The sequence below is a fragment of the Sphingobium amiense genome (assembly GCF_003967075.1).
GTDB lineage: Bacteria > Pseudomonadota > Alphaproteobacteria > Sphingomonadales > Sphingomonadaceae > Sphingobium > Sphingobium amiense.
On sequence record NZ_AP018666.1, the window covers coordinates 177,281 to 193,096 of the forward strand.

The following is a 15,816-nucleotide window of genomic DNA, read 5'->3' on the forward strand; positions in this document are numbered from 1 at the left end:
CGCCCTACGGGCCTCCTGAGGGCAAATTCGCGCGAAATGCCCAATGGGCGACCGTCGCCGTCCGGCTTTACCATCCGCGCCCATGACCCGGCAGATCGAGCAGGATGCGAAACCTGGGAGCGGCGAAGCAGGCGGCGAGCCGCGCCCGCCACAGATCGCCATTCGCGCTGCAAGCCGGCTCGGCGCAGCCGGCGGACATCGCCGCGCCCACCATCCCCGATGCTTGCAGGTAAAACAGCGCCTCCTGGAAACCACGGCGCTGCGCTGACATCGCCGCGCTCTCCGTCGCGGCGGCGTCTCGTACCGCGCGCGCCAGCGCCGCGCGGCGAGCCTTCAGCCCCTGCATCAAATGGGCACGGGGATAATTGCGCTTGGCCTGCTCGAGCTGCTCGCAGACCATGGTGAGCCGGCGACGCTCGCGGTCGAGCTGCCGCAGGCCGACCCTGGCGATCGCCTCCGCCAGATCCGATAATTGGGGTCCGACGCCGGAAGCCGCCTTTCGCGGCAGGCGTGCCGGCTGCGCATCGAAGCGGAAGATTTGCTCCCATCGCCCGGCTTTCAGCCCGTCACTGCTGTGGAGCGCCGCCAGCAGCAGATGACGCACCGGAGCGTAGTGGAAGCGGTTGCCGACCAGCGCCGCCCGGTACCGCTCCCAACCTACCCGGTCACCGGGGCGGGCGCCGCGGATTTGCTCCCGCGCAATCATCCCGTTCCACAGCACTCGGGTTTTGACGAAGGCAAACCGCGCCATTTGCGCGCGCGTGCGCGCGACCCGGGCCGCGAGCGCCCGCTCGGCGGCCTGCGTCCGCCCCAGGGCCCTGATCCCCGCAAGATCGGTCAGCAACAGCGCATGACGGTCGCAGAAGGTCGTCACGCGCAAGATCCAGCTCCGCTCGATCCGCCACGGCGCGCCGGACACCAGCCAGTCAAGCCAGCACTGGGCGCAGCCGATTGACCGCAGCGTCAGCGGCAACAGATCGCCGCGCCCACAGCCGACGAACGTCCTAGAAATCGCCTTCGCGGGCACCATCGTCGCCCACGCGAGCCGTTCTACCATCACCTGGCGGCGGTCCGGCACGCCAGCGACCGCCGGCGCCGGCGCGGCCAACCAAGCCGATGCGCGCGACGTGGCCGGTACGCGCGACGTGGCCGGTACGGGCGACACGGCCAGGTCGCGATCGGCGAGCGCCGCGTCGATGCCGAGATGGCGAAACAGCGCTTTGGGCGTGGTCTCATGACGCGCGGCCAGGCGGCGCAGCCAGGATTCGAAACATTCCTCGGGCAGCGGCCTCACCCGAAACGCCAGCGGCTCGATCTCCCGCCCGCTCATTCCGGGCTATAAGGCGTAAACAATTGCAGCGCCTCGGTGATATCGTCCTGGGTCACGAACCGGCGGTCATGCCGCCGCGCGACCTTTCCCGACCAGTGCAGGATGCGCTTGAAGTTCCCGGTGACCCCGCCGCTGGTCCGCCAGATGCGCTCGGCGAACGCGGGTTCGGCGAGATGGTCGGGCTCCTCCATCCCCATGCCGCGGGCCAGCGCGCGGATCAGGCGCTGCGCGGGCTCGCCCGGCTCCCATAACGGCAATTTGAGGATGATTGAGCGGTACGCCAGCTCGACATCGTCGGCGAAGATCTGCCGGGCGACATCGAGGCCCGCCACGACCAGCGGCACATTGCCCGCGCTCATCAGGAAGCGGAACGCATCGAGCGTATCGCGCCGCGCAACGCCGCTCGCGGTCAGGATCACATGGACATTGTCGATCGCGACCAGCCGCGTGCCCTGTTCGGCCAGCAGGTCGACGACCTTCAAATCGGCGGTTTTGTGCGTGTTCGTGCGGATCGGCCAGCCCTGTTTCCAGAGCAGGGCGAGGTTGATCTTGAGCGAGGTCGGACTCGAGGGAATGACCGTGCGCAGCACGGGCTGATAGCGCGCCTCGCCCCAATCGGCGGGCTCGGGAAAGGCTTCGGCAAGGCGGCGCTGCGCTTCGCGCAGGATCGAGGTTTTGCCCATGCCGGACTGTCCGGTGAGCACGATGCAGGTCGGGCGTTCCTCGGGATCGTCATGCGCGACATCGACGATCGTCTCGACCGCGTTCCGCGCTTCTTCGAAATCGATCCAGAAGGAGGGCGCCAGCGATGGCGCGGTCGCAGCGGCGCTCATGTCCGCTCCTGCAACCAGTCGTCTTCGCTGAGCTCGGCGACCGGTTTCCAGTCAATGGGCGGCTTTTCCGGCGCTTCGCCATACCGGAGGTCCGCGAGCGTCGTCCCCTCGCCTTCGCGGCGCTTTGCCTGGCGCCGCGCCGCCTTCGTGCGAACGCGGGCGCGGTGGATTTCCTGATTGGCGGCGGCCACCGCCCGCGCCGTCGCCGCGCGACCGCCATCGGCCTGGTAGGCCCGGCCTAGCGCCCGCACTCCTGCCCTGGCGGCCTCCCAATCCGCCTCCCAGACGTCGGGATAGTCGCCGACAACCGGCAATTCGACATAGCGGCCGTCGAGGTCGGCGTAGATATGCTGGATCGTCCGCTCATCCCAGCTGATCTCGACCCTTTGGCCGATCCTGGCGGCAAGCATCGGGTGCCAGTAATGGCGATATCTGATCTGGATACCCTTGGCATGGACCGTGAGCGACTTCGACGGCAGAAACTGGCGGAACAGTTCGCCCGCATCGACCGACACGGGCAGCAGCGGGCTGTGCTTCGCCGCCTCGCGCTCCCACATCTGGGCCGGACACAGGCCGCCCAGCGCGCTATGCGGCGCGTGATGATAGATCGCGATCTGGCACAGCAGCCAGCGCTCGAATTCCACAAGCGTCATCGCCGCGTCCGCCTCGGCATCATAGCCGTCGCGCGCCGCCACGTTCGATCCGGTCGCACCGGGCAAAAGCCGCAGTTTTCCAATCATCGTGCCGATCAGCCGCTCGATATGCCCGCCAAGATGGGCCGGCCCGGGCCTCCGCACATCGGGGCCAATCCCATTGCGGACGCAGGCGCGCCGGAAGGCTTCGGAGCGATGCGGTTTGGCCTGATCGGCATGCAAGCGCCGGAACAAACCGTGCATCGGATAGCTGACATCGACGCCCAGGTGGGCGAGGGCCGGCTCTTTGGGCAACACAGCGCTCGCAACCGCCCGTCCGCACCGGAATATCGAGGGGTCGCCGAAGCTGACATAGTAACCAAGAATGGACCGGGTCCAGATTTCGATGAGGAAGGTGATCCACGGTCTTCCGAGCTGTTCGCGCCGCAGACTATCGACCAGGATGACATCGCCCTTGGTGTGATCCATCTGAACCAGGTCGAGAAATCCCTCGCTTGCATATTCGCCGGGGTGCGGTTCATGGGCGCTCCGCGTCTTCGATCCCATCGTCGCTTTCGCCCAAACACGGCTCGGAATCTCAGCCAGAAGCCGCTCGATCGTCTTCTCGCTTGGGATCAGATCGGCGGGAAAGCGATGATCTCCGTTGTCCGCGTGCAACAGGCCCCAAATCTGCCGCGCCGCTTCCGCACGCGATGGCGGCACCATCTTGAGCGCAATTTCGTCGATCAACGTCTCGATGGCGGCCCTCACCTCGGGATCGATCCTGTGCGATCCAACAGCGGGTCCACGCGGTTTTGGAGCCAGCGTTTCCGCGACCGGATGCACCCGGAAGCGCGCGGCCAGTGTCCGTATCTGCCGCTCTTTAAGGCCGGTTGCCTCGGAAATCGCCTGAACCTGAGCCGCTGTCACCGGGCCGGAAAGCGATATATGTCGCCGGAAATGGGGGTAGAGAGCCAATCCCGCCTCAAGCGATTTGAGGCTCCGCCGGGGCGCTGGAGACGGCTTGCGCTCAATCACGGAACGGGCTCCCCAATGATTTTTGCTGTCCGCGAAATGTAGCTTATTTTGTCGAACACCGCGACGTGTATATTGCCCTAGACAGAATTACTCGCAGAGCATCCGATGTAATATATTGATATTACATGATATTATTGAAATGTAGCCTATTTTGTCGGCTGACAGCTGCGGGCCACGAACCGCGGCGAATATGAGGCGTTCGCGCCCTGGCAGGACATGCTGGGGTCATCTGACCCCTTTGCCTGGCGCGATGCGCTTCCCAAGGCTGTCGAATTGCCGGCCGAGGCCGCGGACCACCCTCCCCTCGTCCGCGCGCTCGAACAGATCCGGCGCTATGCACAAGTACGAGGCGGACTCGACCCCTGGCTCGGTCTGCCGTTCGCCTTACGGGACCAGGATCTGACAGCGAGCCCCCTCCCCTGCCTCGTCGGCGGCGCAAAGGCCTTCCGCTTGAAGAAGACGCTGAATGAAGCCGATTGGCTCGCGCTCCTGCGGGCCCTTGCCGCGCGCGCCGAGCGTGGCCTTGAACGCCTTGAGCATCTGGAGCGCCTCCATCGCAAAGCCCGAACGGCAATCGCGGAGTCTTATCGTCCCGGTGCCCTGCCCTCCCTCCTCGCGCTTACGCTTCACCAACCGGTCCTGTCGCCACAGGCTGTGGCGCGACTTCTTGATCTGACCGTGACTGGCGCAAGCAAGTTGCTGGAGCGCGCCGCCGGTACCGGGCTTTTGACTGAAATCACGACAAGACGGACGTGGCGCATTTTCATGAGCGTCGACCTCGCTGTCGAGTTTGGCTTCGCCAAGGCACCGCTTGGGCGCCCCCGCGTGGAGAGGTTCCTCCCCTCGCCATCGCGAAATCTGGCGGCTGTCTTCGATCAATTCGACGCGGAGATGGCTGCGATCGATGAGCTTCTCAACGCCCGATAAGGCAAATCCAGCTTGGATCACCTCCGGCCCTCGTCGCCTTGTATGCGATATAAGGCTTAGAATTTAGGCACTTAATGTTGTGCCGCATAATGTGCCGCACACTGTAACGCGCCTCAGCATCACATTCCGCTGCACGCTATGCAGCGATGACGCTTGCCCCCGCGCGGCACATTCCGCCAGCGTGTGCGCATACGCGCTCGCTGGCATGTTCGCCCTGTAACGCACACGCGCACTCGCTGCTCGTCGCGCTGGCACCATTCCCAGCGCTTATGCATACTGCCGCGCACTTGCACGCGCTGTCGCGTGTATACGCGCCTTGCGTGGCGCGGGCGGTGACGCTATCAGTAGCGCTGTCATTGTGTGCGGCGCGGTGCGGGGCGGGCCATGTTTGTGCCGCGCAGTGTGCAGCGCTATCGCATTACAGGAGTTCGCATGCCCGTCATCACGATCGCGCAAAGCAAAGGCGGCGCCGGCAAGACCACGCTCGCGCTCGCGCTCGCTTCCGAATTCGAGGCGCTCGGCGGTTCGGTCTTCATGCTCGATGCCGACCGTCAGAACAGCTTGCTCAACTGGTATCGGGATCGGATGAATGCCGACAGGGGAGGGGAGGGGCGCATCACGGTGGAAGACGCCTCGCAGCTCCGGGACGCGGACATTGGACCCGCTATCGCGCGCGCGCGCGATGCCGCACAGCTCGTCATTGTCGATTCCGAGGGCACTTCGAACTTCAAGACCGCCTACGCCGCGATGGATTCTGATTTCGTCGTCATTCCGACGCGCTCATCCCGCCTCGATCTCGAGCGCACCGTGGAAACCAGCGACATGCTGGGCAAGATGTGCGGCGGCGTACCTTACAGGGTCCTGATCACGCAGACAGGGCAGGTCGCCCGCTCCAAGGCCGAATGGGAGATCGACAGCCAGATCAGCAATGCTCTGCCGACGTTCAATGAGCAGATGCATACGCTCGACGCGTTCCGCGCCATGTCCAACTATCGCATGACGCTGGCCGAGGTGGAGGCCGCGGGCCTGGCCAAGACCGAGAAGGCGCGGCGCATCGCGCAAGGCATCCTGGCCGACATACTCAGCGAAATTCAGAACAAGGAGGCCGTCAATGCCTGAGCCCAAGTCTGCTGCCGGCGCGATGGGGGACATCATCGGCTCCACCCGGCAGCGCATCGAGCATAGCGAAGACCCGGCCGACCGCCTCAAGAACCTGATCGCTGCGACGCCGAAGCCCGCTCCGGCCGCCGCACCGGCGCCCGTCCGCGAACCGGCGCCAACCACGCTTCCGTCCGGCTATTTCCCGCAAGTCGCGAGCGAAGTGGGCATCATCCCGAAGCGCAAGCCGCAGCGTGGTCCCGCGCGCTCGCTCCATATCAGCATGCGCCTGTCGCCGCCCGAGCGCGACCGGCTCGTTCGCTGGTGCGACGATCGCAACCTCAGCCTGCCCGACGGCATCATGGCGCTGATCGATCTCGCGGAAGGGCAGGGGGGTAGCGGGGAGTAGGGCCCGGCTCTTTATGTGAGGAATGGGGGGAGGGGACTTCAGGGCGTCCCGCGCATCGCGACCCAGCTTTTGCAGAAGCCTTCCCACGATTTGTAGAGAGCGGCGCCCGTCAGGGTCTCCAGCTTTGCGCCCATTTTTTGCCTGTAGGCATCGGCAATCATGTCCTTGTCCCAGCCTCCGCCAAAATCGCGAAAGATCGTGATAATGCGTTGGTCAGGGCAGAAACTGAGCGATCCCGAGGGGAAAGGGCGCGCCGGGGGCAGGGGAACGGGCGGCGTTGCGACCGTCTCGACCGTTCCGTCCCGCCTGGCACGCCGACCCACCTTCGGCCGATCGAGCTCCTTGGCGGTTTCCTCCTGATCGACGGGATCCTTGGGACTGAATGTGAGCTTCACAGCCTCGACAGGCCGTCCGCGCCCCGACCCGCGGATCTCGTCCCATTCCACGGTGAAATCCGCAAGCTGGTCAATCTCCAGCTTCGATTTTGCCAGGACATCGCGGCGGAATTCCGCGAAATTCTTGAAGCTACCCTCCGGCACGCCCAGACGCCGGCGCAGTTCCTCAACCTCCATCTTCACGACGCGGTTCTGCCGGTTGATGATCAGGCAGCCCAGGTCATAGAGCGTCAGCGAATAGCGTGACTGCAGCGCCAGCATGACGCCCAGGTTGACCCGCGCATAATAGTCCGAGCGCTGCATCACGCGCTTGAAGGCTTCCGAAAACTCGTACTCAACGACGCTCATGCCGTCTTCGGAGATTTCCTCGACGCAGCTTGAGAGCAGGGACTGCGACATAATCGCGGGCTTGCCCTTTTTGGTCGTCGTGCGAATGCGCACGATCACGCGCAAAAGCTCGTCCATCACGGGCTGGATGCGTTCATTGCCCTTGTGCGATCCGCGCAGCTCCTTCTTGGTAATCGTGAAGTTTCTGTCCTCGCCAGCGTCCGGCCCAGCCTTGCGCAGCATGAGGGCGAAGGCCTTGCGCCCGGCAGCGCTCAAGGAGCCAGTTTCAAACTCGGATTCGACGAGTTCGCCCGGTTTGCTTACAAAATCGAGATCGCGGCGGCGAATCACATCGGCGACCCGGAGCGTCCGGCTAAGGCCATCCGCTTCCGGGGAAACCTCGATCTCAACGATGTCCGAATCGGGCTTCATGTGAGTTGCATATCATCACCTTGTCATAAAGAGAACATCCCCCCGTTCACTCACATAGACGTGCCCCCGAGCCCTCACATAAAGGCTGACAGGGGCGCAAACCGGCGGCCCCCGACCACTCATATAAAGAAATTGCCCGACTCGCGGATTCGCTGCGAGTCTCGCGATATCCCCCGATCGCTCATATAAAGACCTCGCCGCGGTATTCGGACCCGCGCCGCTTTTACCAGCCGCATGGCAGCATCCGCCGCGCACTCACATTAACGCCACCACATCTACCTGATTTTACTAGCCTTTTCGCCAGCACCCCGATCACTCATATAAAGCGACTCGGTTCGAAATAGCGAATTTGTCGGTATCTGAGGCCCCCCCCGGAAGCTCATATAAACGGGCGGGGAAGGGCAGGGGGATCACCCCCGATCGCTCACATAAAGAAGGTCGGTCGAGGTTTAGGGTGGGCGTCGTACCAAAAAGGCTGGCCTTTCAAGCCATTCCCGTGTTGTTTTGCAAGACACTGGGACGATTCCCCCGATCCCTCACATAATCCCCCGGCCACTCAGGCAAAGGCCCCCGGCCGCTCGCATAAAGGCCCCCGAGTCCTCACGATAAAGCCCCCAGCCGCTCACATGAACGGGGTCTAACCCATTGGTTCCATGGGCGAAATTGCCCCTGAATCTTAGAATCATTGAAATATAGAAGCTCCCGCGCTCCGCTTGGGCGTTTTTAAAGATGGATTTTTGAGGAAGAAGCACCCTTCCGCGGTGCCGCCGAAGTTGTGCACCATGCCCTGGTCGGCTGCCCCCCCAACCCCATATCATCCTCGCCGGAGCAACACATCCTTCAAGCCAAACTTCCGTGCAATCGATTACCGCCTCTCATCGATCTTGAACGCCGCTTGACTAACGACGCGACCGTATCAAGGTGATCGTGCTGAGAATCAGGCGTGTTCAGCGGCACCAGCGGATACTGTTTTGACGGGCAAGATCATGCGCAATGGGGCGGAATGTACAATGAGCCGGCGAGCGCTTTATTACACAGTGGCGCTTGGTTGTATCGTTGCTATCGCCTTTACCGGAACACCAGCTCCCGCTCGGCCAAAGTTCGACGTGATCGACATGCATTTCCACGCCGATCGTCCTGACGATCAGGGACCTCCCGGGGGCAAGGCCTGCGCTCCCTATCCTGAATGGGCTCCGCGCGATCCCGGGCAACCGTTGGACGGGTATCTCGACTGGTTTACCGGCCACCCCGATTGCCCGACCGTGCTGTCATCGCCGACCGATGCGGATACTCTGCGCGATCGTGGCATCGCCCAGCTGAAACGCTACAATGTGCTGGCCCTTGCCGGCGGCTCAGCGGAGGTGGTGGATGACTATCGCCGTCATGGGGATGGCCACATACTTCCTGGCATCGGCTTCGGCAGCAGCGGCGCTCTCCCGCCGATTGAAGATCTGCGCCGGCTCCACGCCGAAGGCAAAATGCAGGCGCTGAGCGAGATTACCACGCAATATGCCGGCATCGCCCCCGACGACCCACGCATCGAGCCCTATTTCGCTTTCGCAGAGGCCAACGACATCCCGATCGGCATCCACATGGGGCCCGGGCCACCTGGCACAGCTTACTTCGCCACGCCGCATTATCTCGTCTCGGCTGGTGATCCGCTCCGCCTAGAACCCGTGCTCATCCGTCATCCCAAGCTGCGGGTCTATGTTGCCCACGCCGGCTGGCCTTTCGGAGACGCGATGATCGCGATGATGTTCGCCCATCCGCAACTCTATGTCGATGTGGCTGTTCTCGACTGGGCCTATCCCGACCAGCAATTCTACCCCTATCTGCGTCGGCTGATCGACGCCGGTTTCGAACGGCGGATCATGTTTGGGTCCGACAACATGGTATGGCCCGACGCTATCGGAATCGCGATCGAGCGGATCAGACGCGCGCCCTTTCTCACAGAGAGGCAAAAGCGTCTGATCCTCCACGACAACGCCGCCTCCTTCCTTCGCATCGAGGGATAGGGGCGGTACGGCTGGACAAAGCTCTTGTACGCGGAGCGCCGTCCCGCGACACTCTCGCTGAGCCGCAGTCATCGCGCGTTCAGCCTTCGAATGGCAATTTGCCCTGTGCTTGAATTGTAAGGGAGATCCCCATGCGAACCACGCACAAACTTCTGCTCGGCGGCTGCCTTGCCGCCTCGCTGGTGGGCGGTGTGGCCTATGCCGCGTCCCACGAGCACAAAATGACCGTCAACCTGCCGGGCGGTGAGATCGCCCACATCACCTATTTCGGCGATACGCCTCCGCAGGTCAAAATTTCCCAAGCCCAGCCAGACCAGATCGACTTCGTCGATGCGGCGTTCCAGCCCTTCGCGCAGATGGATCGGATCTCTGCGCTGATGGATGCGCAGATGAACGCCATGATGCGGCGCGTCGCGGATATCCATGCCCAAAACGCTGACGTGACGGCGAGCGAGGCACCGCATTTCGTGTCCTTCTCGGGCCTGCCGAAGGGCGCGCAGGTCCACTACAGCTATAGCTCGACCACCATCGGTCCCAATGGTTGCGCACAGAGCGTGACCTGGACCTCGGACGGCACGGCGAGCGCGCAGCCGAAGATGACGAAGACAAGCACCGGCGACTGCAGCGCTGCGGCCAAGCCGCAGTTGCAGACGACCAGCGGGTCGGCGCAGGCTCAGGCGAGTCCATCCCACACGACCTGATGCGGGCCGCCCGGGTCCGGTGACGCTTTGGCCGCGTGCGTGAGCGCGCGGCCATTGGCGTGAGGACATCTCATCGCATTCCTTTGCGGACCCTGCCGCTTTGCCGACATCGACCACCGGCGTAGCCAGTGCCGCGCCGCCCGTTCCCATCTCGAGAAAGGAAGGAAGAGGAGAATTTCGTGCGAAATCCTGACAGGATCTTTGCCTCCCTATTAACCACCGCTGCCGCCCTGGGCCTTGTCATCGGCCAGCCATCGTCCGCTGCAGCGCAATCGCCGCCCGCCGCATCGCCAGTCGTGCCGCGCCCGGGCGCGCCGCAAAGCTTTGCCGATCTCACCGAACGGCTGGCGCCCGCCGTCGTCAACATCTCGACCCGCCAGCGCGTGCAGATGCCGAGCTTCAGCCCCTTTGCCGGCACGCCCTTCGAGCGCTTCTTCGGAAGTCCCACGGGACCGCGCACCCGCGAAGCGCAGTCGCTCGGCTCAGGCTTCATCCTTTCTGCCGACGGCTACATCGTCACCAACAACCACGTCATCACCGCTGATGGGCAGAGCAAGGTCGAGACGATCACGGTCACCCTGCACAATGGCGAGGAATATCCGGCGACCCTCGTCGGCAGCGATCCCGCCTCGGACCTGGCGGTCCTCAAGATCACGTCGCGCAAACCGCTGCCGTTCGTGACCTTCGGCGATTCCACGCGCGTCAGGGTCGGCGACTGGGTCCTCGCGATCGGCAATCCTTTCGGCCTGGGCGGCACGGTCACGGCCGGTATCGTCTCGGCGGTCTACCGCAATACCGGTACAGGGCGCGCCTATGACCGCTATCTGCAGACCGATGCCTCGATCAACCGCGGCAATTCGGGCGGACCGATGTTCGACAGCAGCGGGCGGGTCATCGGCATCAACAATGCGATCTTCTCGCCCACGGGCGGAAATGTCGGGATCGGCTTTGCCATCCCTGCGGAGATCGCCGCGCCGATCGTGGAGAAGCTCAAGGCCGGCAAGGCTATCGAACGCGGCTATCTGGGCGTGACCATACAGCCGATGTCCGAAGACCTCGCGTCATCGCTCGGCGTTCCGCGAGACCGCGGCGAGTTCGTCCAGAGCGTGGAGCCCGGTGGGCCCGCGGCACAGGCCGGCATACGCGCCGGCGACGTCATCCTGCGGGTCGACGGCAAGGACGTCACCCCCAACCAAAGCCTGTCGTTCCTGGTCGCGAGCATCGATCCTGGCCGCAAGGTCGCAGTCGAACTCATGCGCGGCAACCAGCGCGTGACCGTGACTGCCACGCCAGTGCTTCGTCCCAGCGAGGACAAGCTCGCCCGGCAGGGTTTTGGCCGCGATGACCGCCGTTTCGACGATTTCGACGAGGATCGCGCATCCCCCAGCGAAAAGACGCTCGGGCTTGCCGTGGAACCGCTGACCCCAGGCATCGCGCGTCAACTCGGCGCGAGCGACGTCTCCCAGGGCCTCGTCATCAGCAGCGTCGAGAGCAATTCCGATGCGGCGCGCAAGGGCCTCAGCCGCGGCGACATCATCCTCTCGGCCAACAACCGGCCGGTCGCGAGCGCCGCTGATCTGGAAGCCGCGATCCGGCAGGCCAGGGCGGCGGGACGATCGGCGATCCTGCTACGGGTCAAAGGGCGCGGCGAAGCGCCGGCCTATGTGCCGGTGCGGCTGCGATAGCGCACCGGTAGCCAAGGCAGCGTCCTCGGCCGAGGGCGCTGCCGTCCTGGTAGGGGAGGAGGCGGGCCGGGGCCGGCGGCGGCTGTGCATGTCCAGCGCCCGACTGGTCCAATGATGTTTCATACATCACAATTCAATCTTACGAAATGAGAGCGAATGTGCTAAGGTTCGCGGTGTCAGAAAACGGGCGGAATGATCAGGCATCGATCGAGAGGCGCGTCAGCAAAGCGATTTGCGCTGAGACATAAGCGGGAGACATGATGACGGCGCGGACAATTCGAGAATTCCTTCTCCTTCACAACCAGCGATTGTACGATTTTCTCCGCAAGGGTCTCGCAGACCGGTCGCTTTGCACGCAGGACCTGGCTCGGCTTTCCGCAATCCATCTGGCGAACCGCCGCGAGATTGCGCGGTGGGATCGTGATCTGTCGTGCGGCCTCACGGCCAGCGCCACTTAGGGACGTGGTGCGATGAACCGCTATGCGCGAAGCGTCTGGGGTCTCGCTGCCTGCTTTTCCGCGCTCGCCGGCTTTGTCGACGCGCTCGGCTTCCTCTATCTCGGCGGCTTCTTCGTCTCATTCATGAGCGGCAACTCCACGCGGCTTGCCGTCGGCTTGAGCGAGCATGTCGCAGACGCCCTGACCGCCGGCGGGCTGATCGCATCCTTTGTCGTGGGCGTCATGCTCGGCTCGCTGTGCGGACGAACCATCAGGCGCGCCCGCCATGGTGCGCTCATGTACCTCATCGCGGCCATGCTGACTGCCGCCTCGTTGCTTGCGGCGGCCGACGCGACCTGGGCTGCGGCCGCGGCGCTCGCCATGGCGATGGGCGCAGAAAATGCCCTGTTCGAACATGATGGCGAGGTACAGATCGGCCTCACCTATATGACCGGCACGCTGGTGAAGCTGGGCCAGCGCCTGTTGTCCGCGCTCATGGGCGGCGACCGGTTCGGATGGGTTCCCTATCTCCTGCTATGGCTCGGCCTCCTGGCGGGCGCGGTGCTGGGCGCCATCCTGTTCGGCGTCATCGGCCACCAGGCCATCTGGGTTGCCGCCGCCTCGGCCTTGCTGCTCGGCATCGCTCTCCATCGCCGCGACGTGAGCCTGACCCCCTCCGCGAAGGCGCCGCGCCAATGACCGACGGGGGCGGGGTAGGGCCGTCGATCGATCTCGAGCTGTTTCACGACATGGTCTTCGATCTGCGGTTCGATCAGCCCGCGCCAGGCAGCAATCTTGAGGGCCGCTTCCAGGGAGCAGGGAACATCCCGATCGCGCTCGACGCGCCTTTTGGCGAGACGGGGCCGATGCTGTTCCGGTTTGGTGACATGTTGTCGCTCCTCTTCGACTGGACCACGGTCCAGAGCGGCATGCGGATCAGCGATCCCGACCATCTCCTGTTCGACTATACGCGCATGATGATGGGCTTCCGCCTGTTCCGTCCCGCGCCCCGAAAGATCGAAATGATTGGCCTGGGTGGCGGATCGCTCGCCAAGGCCTGCTATCGCTGCCTGCCCCAGTGCGACATTACCGTTGTCGAGATCGATCCCGCAGTCATCGCCCTGCGCGAGCAGTTCCACATCCCGCCCGACAACGACCGGTTCCGCGTCATCTGCGCCGATGGCCTGGACTATATCCTCAGCGCCCCCGGCGCGCCCGACATCCTCATTCTCGACGGCTTTGACAGCCGGGGCCTTCCCCCCGCGCTGAGCGAGCGGTCCTTCTACGACAGCTGCCGAGATCGCCTCGGCAGAAACGGACTGCTGGTGGCCAATCTGTGCGACAATGCCATGGCCTTTGCCACGCTCGAACGCCGTATCGGGGCCAGCTTCGAGAACCGCACGATCGTCCTTCCGGCCGAAAATGGCGGGAACCGTGTCGTCTTCGCGAGCATCGACCCCGGGTTTCCGCCCGCGCGTCAGACCGTTCGCGGCCATCTGCCCGATACGGATGTCGTCGATTACGATGCCAAGGCTGGCAGGGTCGTCCGAGCCCTTGCGCGCGCTTCGCTCAAGGTGCCCCGGACCGAGCATTGACTTGGTTTGAACGGGCTCAGCAGCCAACGTCCACCCCAAGGAGGAGGAAAGGGGGGAACAGGACGGTAAGCAAGGAGGATATCATGCCGCTTACAGCCCTTAGACCGTCCCAGGAACTCATCGATCTCGTCGGCGCCCTCGGGGGCACGTGGAGCGGTAATGTCGCCATGTGCCGATGCCCCGCCCACGCCGACAGCGACCCCAGCCTTTCAATCCGCCAGGGCGACCGCGGTATCCTCGTGACCTGCTTTGCCGGCTGCGCGCGCGAAGACGTGCTGCGTGAGCTTCGGCGCGTGCGACCGGGCCGACATTTCCCTGCGCCCAGCAGCACTGAAGGGCGGGGAAGGGGCGATCCACAGCGCGTCTGGGACCAGGGCACCGAGATCATCGGTACGCTTGGGGAAACCTACCTGCGCGGGCGCCACCTCGTACCGCTCGTCCAGGGCCTGCGGTTCCATCCGCGTTGTCCCTATCTTCCCAAGCCGCGAACGCAGTTTCTTCCCGCCTTGCTGGTGCCGGTCCAGGAAGGTCAGCGCCTGACCGCCATCCAGCGCATCTTCCTGGACCCCGATGGCCGCTATACCCGCAAGGTCATGCTTGGCACGCCGGGGCGCGGGGCGTGGCAAGGCGCGCGTCCTGCGGATATTCTCGGCATTGCAGAGGGTTTCGAGACCGCGCGGGCTTTCACCCTGCTGCGCGGCATTCCGTGCTGGGCCAGCCTGGGTGCCCGCAGGCTTCACCAGCTTCAAATACCCGCTTCAGTGACGCGGCTCTTCGTGGCGGGCGACAACGATCCCGAAGGCCGGCGTGCCATGGCGCAGGCGATGGAATGCTATGCGCGCCCCGATCTTGACCTCGTGGAAGCGCTGCCGCCCGCTCCCTTCAAGGATTGGGCGCGGGTGCTCGAAGCCGAGGCACAAGCCGGCCGGCGCTGAACTTTGCTCATTGCGCAGGATTGGTTTCCCGGGGCCGCGCGATTCCCCGCTTTTGTGCGACGGCCGGAAACCATTTTGCGATGACCTGCTTTTATACCTGTCACGCGTAGCAATTTTCCGCCTTCGGGGGATATTTTCTCATGTCCAATGTGGTGCCTTTCGGGGCCCCGTCGTCTGCCCATCGCCCACTCGAGCAGGCGGGCGGACCATTCGCCGACATCGACCTCATACACTCGATCAGCGTCGCGCTGATCGGCGAGCAGGATCGCGTCGAGCTCTATGGCAAGATCGTGGACGCGGCGATCACCATCACCCAGTCGCAGTTCGGTACGATGCAGCTCGTCGTGCCACGCGGCGATGTTTCGGGCCATGCGGGCTGCCTCCAGCTTCTCTGCTCGCGCGGCCTGCCGCCCGAGGCGGTCCAGTTCTGGCAGATCGTCAGCCCCGCGGCTCACAGTAGTTGCACCAAGGCGCTCAAGACCGGCAGCCGCGCAATCATTCCCGATTATGAGGAATGGGACGAAATCGCGGGCACTGAGGACCTCGAGGCGTTCCGCCGCACCGGCATCCGATCCGCGCAGACCACGCCGCTTCTCGCGCGCGACGGACGCCTGCTCGGGATGATCTCGACCCATTGGACCGAGCCGCACGAGCCCTCGGCGCGCGACCTCCGGCTCCTCGACATCCTCGCCCGCCAGGCGGCCGATCTTCTCGAACGGACGATTGCCGACGAAGCGCTGCGCGAACGCAAGGAGGAACTCGACCGGACCTGCGCGGCGCTGCGCGAATCCGAGCAGCTCCAGAAGATGCTGACCGGCGAGCTCAGCCACCGCGTCAAGAACATGCTCGCAACCGTGCAGGCAATCTCGACACAGACCCTGCGCAACTGCAGCGATCCCGCCGAATTCGTCGAGAGCTTTTCGGGCCGCATCCAGTCGATGGCCCGGGTCCACTCGCAGCTCAGCACCACGGACTGGAAAGGCACGCAGCTGCGCGCGGTCGTCTGACCTCTCGGCCATGTCGACGA

At 64.3% G+C, this 15,816-nt stretch carries 13 protein-coding genes and 1 pseudogene; 10 read left to right on the plus strand and 4 right to left on the minus strand.

Annotated features, from left to right (window positions below):
• Positions 1-67 precede the first annotated feature (67 nt).
• From SAMIE_RS22320 to SAMIE_RS22330, 3 genes are read right to left on the minus strand one after another with little or no spacing between them, the layout of a single operon-like run.
• Positions 68-1,330 carry a TniQ family protein gene (locus tag SAMIE_RS22320; protein ID WP_048575061.1) on the minus strand — a complete coding sequence of 421 codons (1,263 nt, stop codon included), beginning with the start codon at positions 1,328-1,330 and terminating at the stop codon, positions 68-70.
• Positions 1,327-2,163: a TniB family NTP-binding protein gene (locus SAMIE_RS22325; RefSeq protein WP_030540651.1), complete on the minus strand. Its 837-nt coding sequence runs from the start codon at positions 2,161-2,163 to the stop codon at positions 1,327-1,329. The genes SAMIE_RS22320 and SAMIE_RS22325 overlap by 4 nt, the downstream gene beginning before the upstream one ends.
• Positions 2,160-3,833 carry a Mu transposase C-terminal domain-containing protein gene (locus SAMIE_RS22330; RefSeq protein WP_030540650.1) on the minus strand — a complete coding sequence of 558 codons (1,674 nt, stop codon included), beginning with the start codon at positions 3,831-3,833 and terminating at the stop codon, positions 2,160-2,162. Before SAMIE_RS22330 ends, SAMIE_RS22325 begins: the two co-directional genes overlap by 4 nt.
• Positions 3,834-4,049: 216 nt before the next feature.
• On the opposite strand from SAMIE_RS22330, the gene SAMIE_RS22335 reads away from it, so the two are divergent.
• From SAMIE_RS22335 to SAMIE_RS22345, 3 genes are all read left to right on the plus strand, one after another.
• A complete protein-coding gene (locus SAMIE_RS22335; RefSeq protein ID WP_179955655.1) occupies positions 4,050-4,760 on the plus strand; it encodes a hypothetical protein in 711 nt (236 codons plus the stop codon).
• A 384-nt stretch (positions 4,761-5,144) separates the two neighbouring features.
• The gene (locus SAMIE_RS22340) at positions 5,145-5,879 is read left to right on the plus strand and encodes a ParA family protein (protein WP_232037482.1); all 735 of its coding nucleotides are present in this window, start codon (positions 5,145-5,147) and stop codon (positions 5,877-5,879) included.
• Complete coding sequence (locus tag SAMIE_RS22345; protein WP_048938894.1) at positions 5,872-6,267, plus strand: hypothetical protein; 396 nt, start codon at positions 5,872-5,874, stop codon at positions 6,265-6,267. Before SAMIE_RS22340 ends, SAMIE_RS22345 begins: the two co-directional genes overlap by 8 nt.
• Positions 6,268-6,305: 38 nt before the next feature.
• On the opposite strand, the gene SAMIE_RS22350 is transcribed toward SAMIE_RS22345, so the two are convergent.
• Positions 6,306-7,421, minus strand: coding sequence for a replication initiation protein (locus SAMIE_RS22350; protein ID WP_048938895.1), 1,116 nt, complete (start codon positions 7,419-7,421; stop codon positions 6,306-6,308).
• A gap of 971 nt (positions 7,422-8,392) precedes the next feature.
• Here SAMIE_RS22350 and SAMIE_RS22355 point away from each other — a divergent pair.
• From SAMIE_RS22355 to SAMIE_RS23905, 7 genes and pseudogenes are all read left to right on the plus strand, one after another.
• Positions 8,393-9,436 carry an amidohydrolase family protein gene (locus SAMIE_RS22355; RefSeq protein ID WP_080993676.1) on the plus strand — a complete coding sequence of 348 codons (1,044 nt, stop codon included), beginning with the start codon at positions 8,393-8,395 and terminating at the stop codon, positions 9,434-9,436.
• 131 nt (positions 9,437-9,567) lie between these two features.
• Positions 9,568-10,137, plus strand: coding sequence for a hypothetical protein (locus SAMIE_RS22360; protein WP_048938897.1), 570 nt, complete (start codon positions 9,568-9,570; stop codon positions 10,135-10,137).
• A 179-nt stretch (positions 10,138-10,316) separates the two neighbouring features.
• Positions 10,317-11,822: a Do family serine endopeptidase gene (locus SAMIE_RS22365; RefSeq protein ID WP_169863506.1), complete on the plus strand. Its 1,506-nt coding sequence runs from the start codon at positions 10,317-10,319 to the stop codon at positions 11,820-11,822.
• A gap of 470 nt (positions 11,823-12,292) precedes the next feature.
• Complete coding sequence (locus SAMIE_RS22375; protein ID WP_048938898.1) at positions 12,293-12,958, plus strand: YoaK family protein; 666 nt, start codon at positions 12,293-12,295, stop codon at positions 12,956-12,958.
• Entirely contained in the window at positions 12,955-13,854 is a 900-nt protein-coding gene (locus SAMIE_RS22380) for a fused MFS/spermidine synthase (RefSeq protein ID WP_048938899.1), read from the plus strand. Before SAMIE_RS22375 ends, SAMIE_RS22380 begins: the two co-directional genes overlap by 4 nt.
• A gap of 83 nt (positions 13,855-13,937) precedes the next feature.
• A complete protein-coding gene (locus SAMIE_RS22385; RefSeq protein WP_066703735.1) occupies positions 13,938-14,789 on the plus strand; it encodes a DUF7146 domain-containing protein in 852 nt (283 codons plus the stop codon).
• A gap of 140 nt (positions 14,790-14,929) precedes the next feature.
• Positions 14,930-15,751, plus strand: a pseudogene (locus tag SAMIE_RS23905) (HWE histidine kinase domain-containing protein); the annotation flags it as partial.
• Positions 15,752-15,816 lie beyond the last annotated feature (65 nt).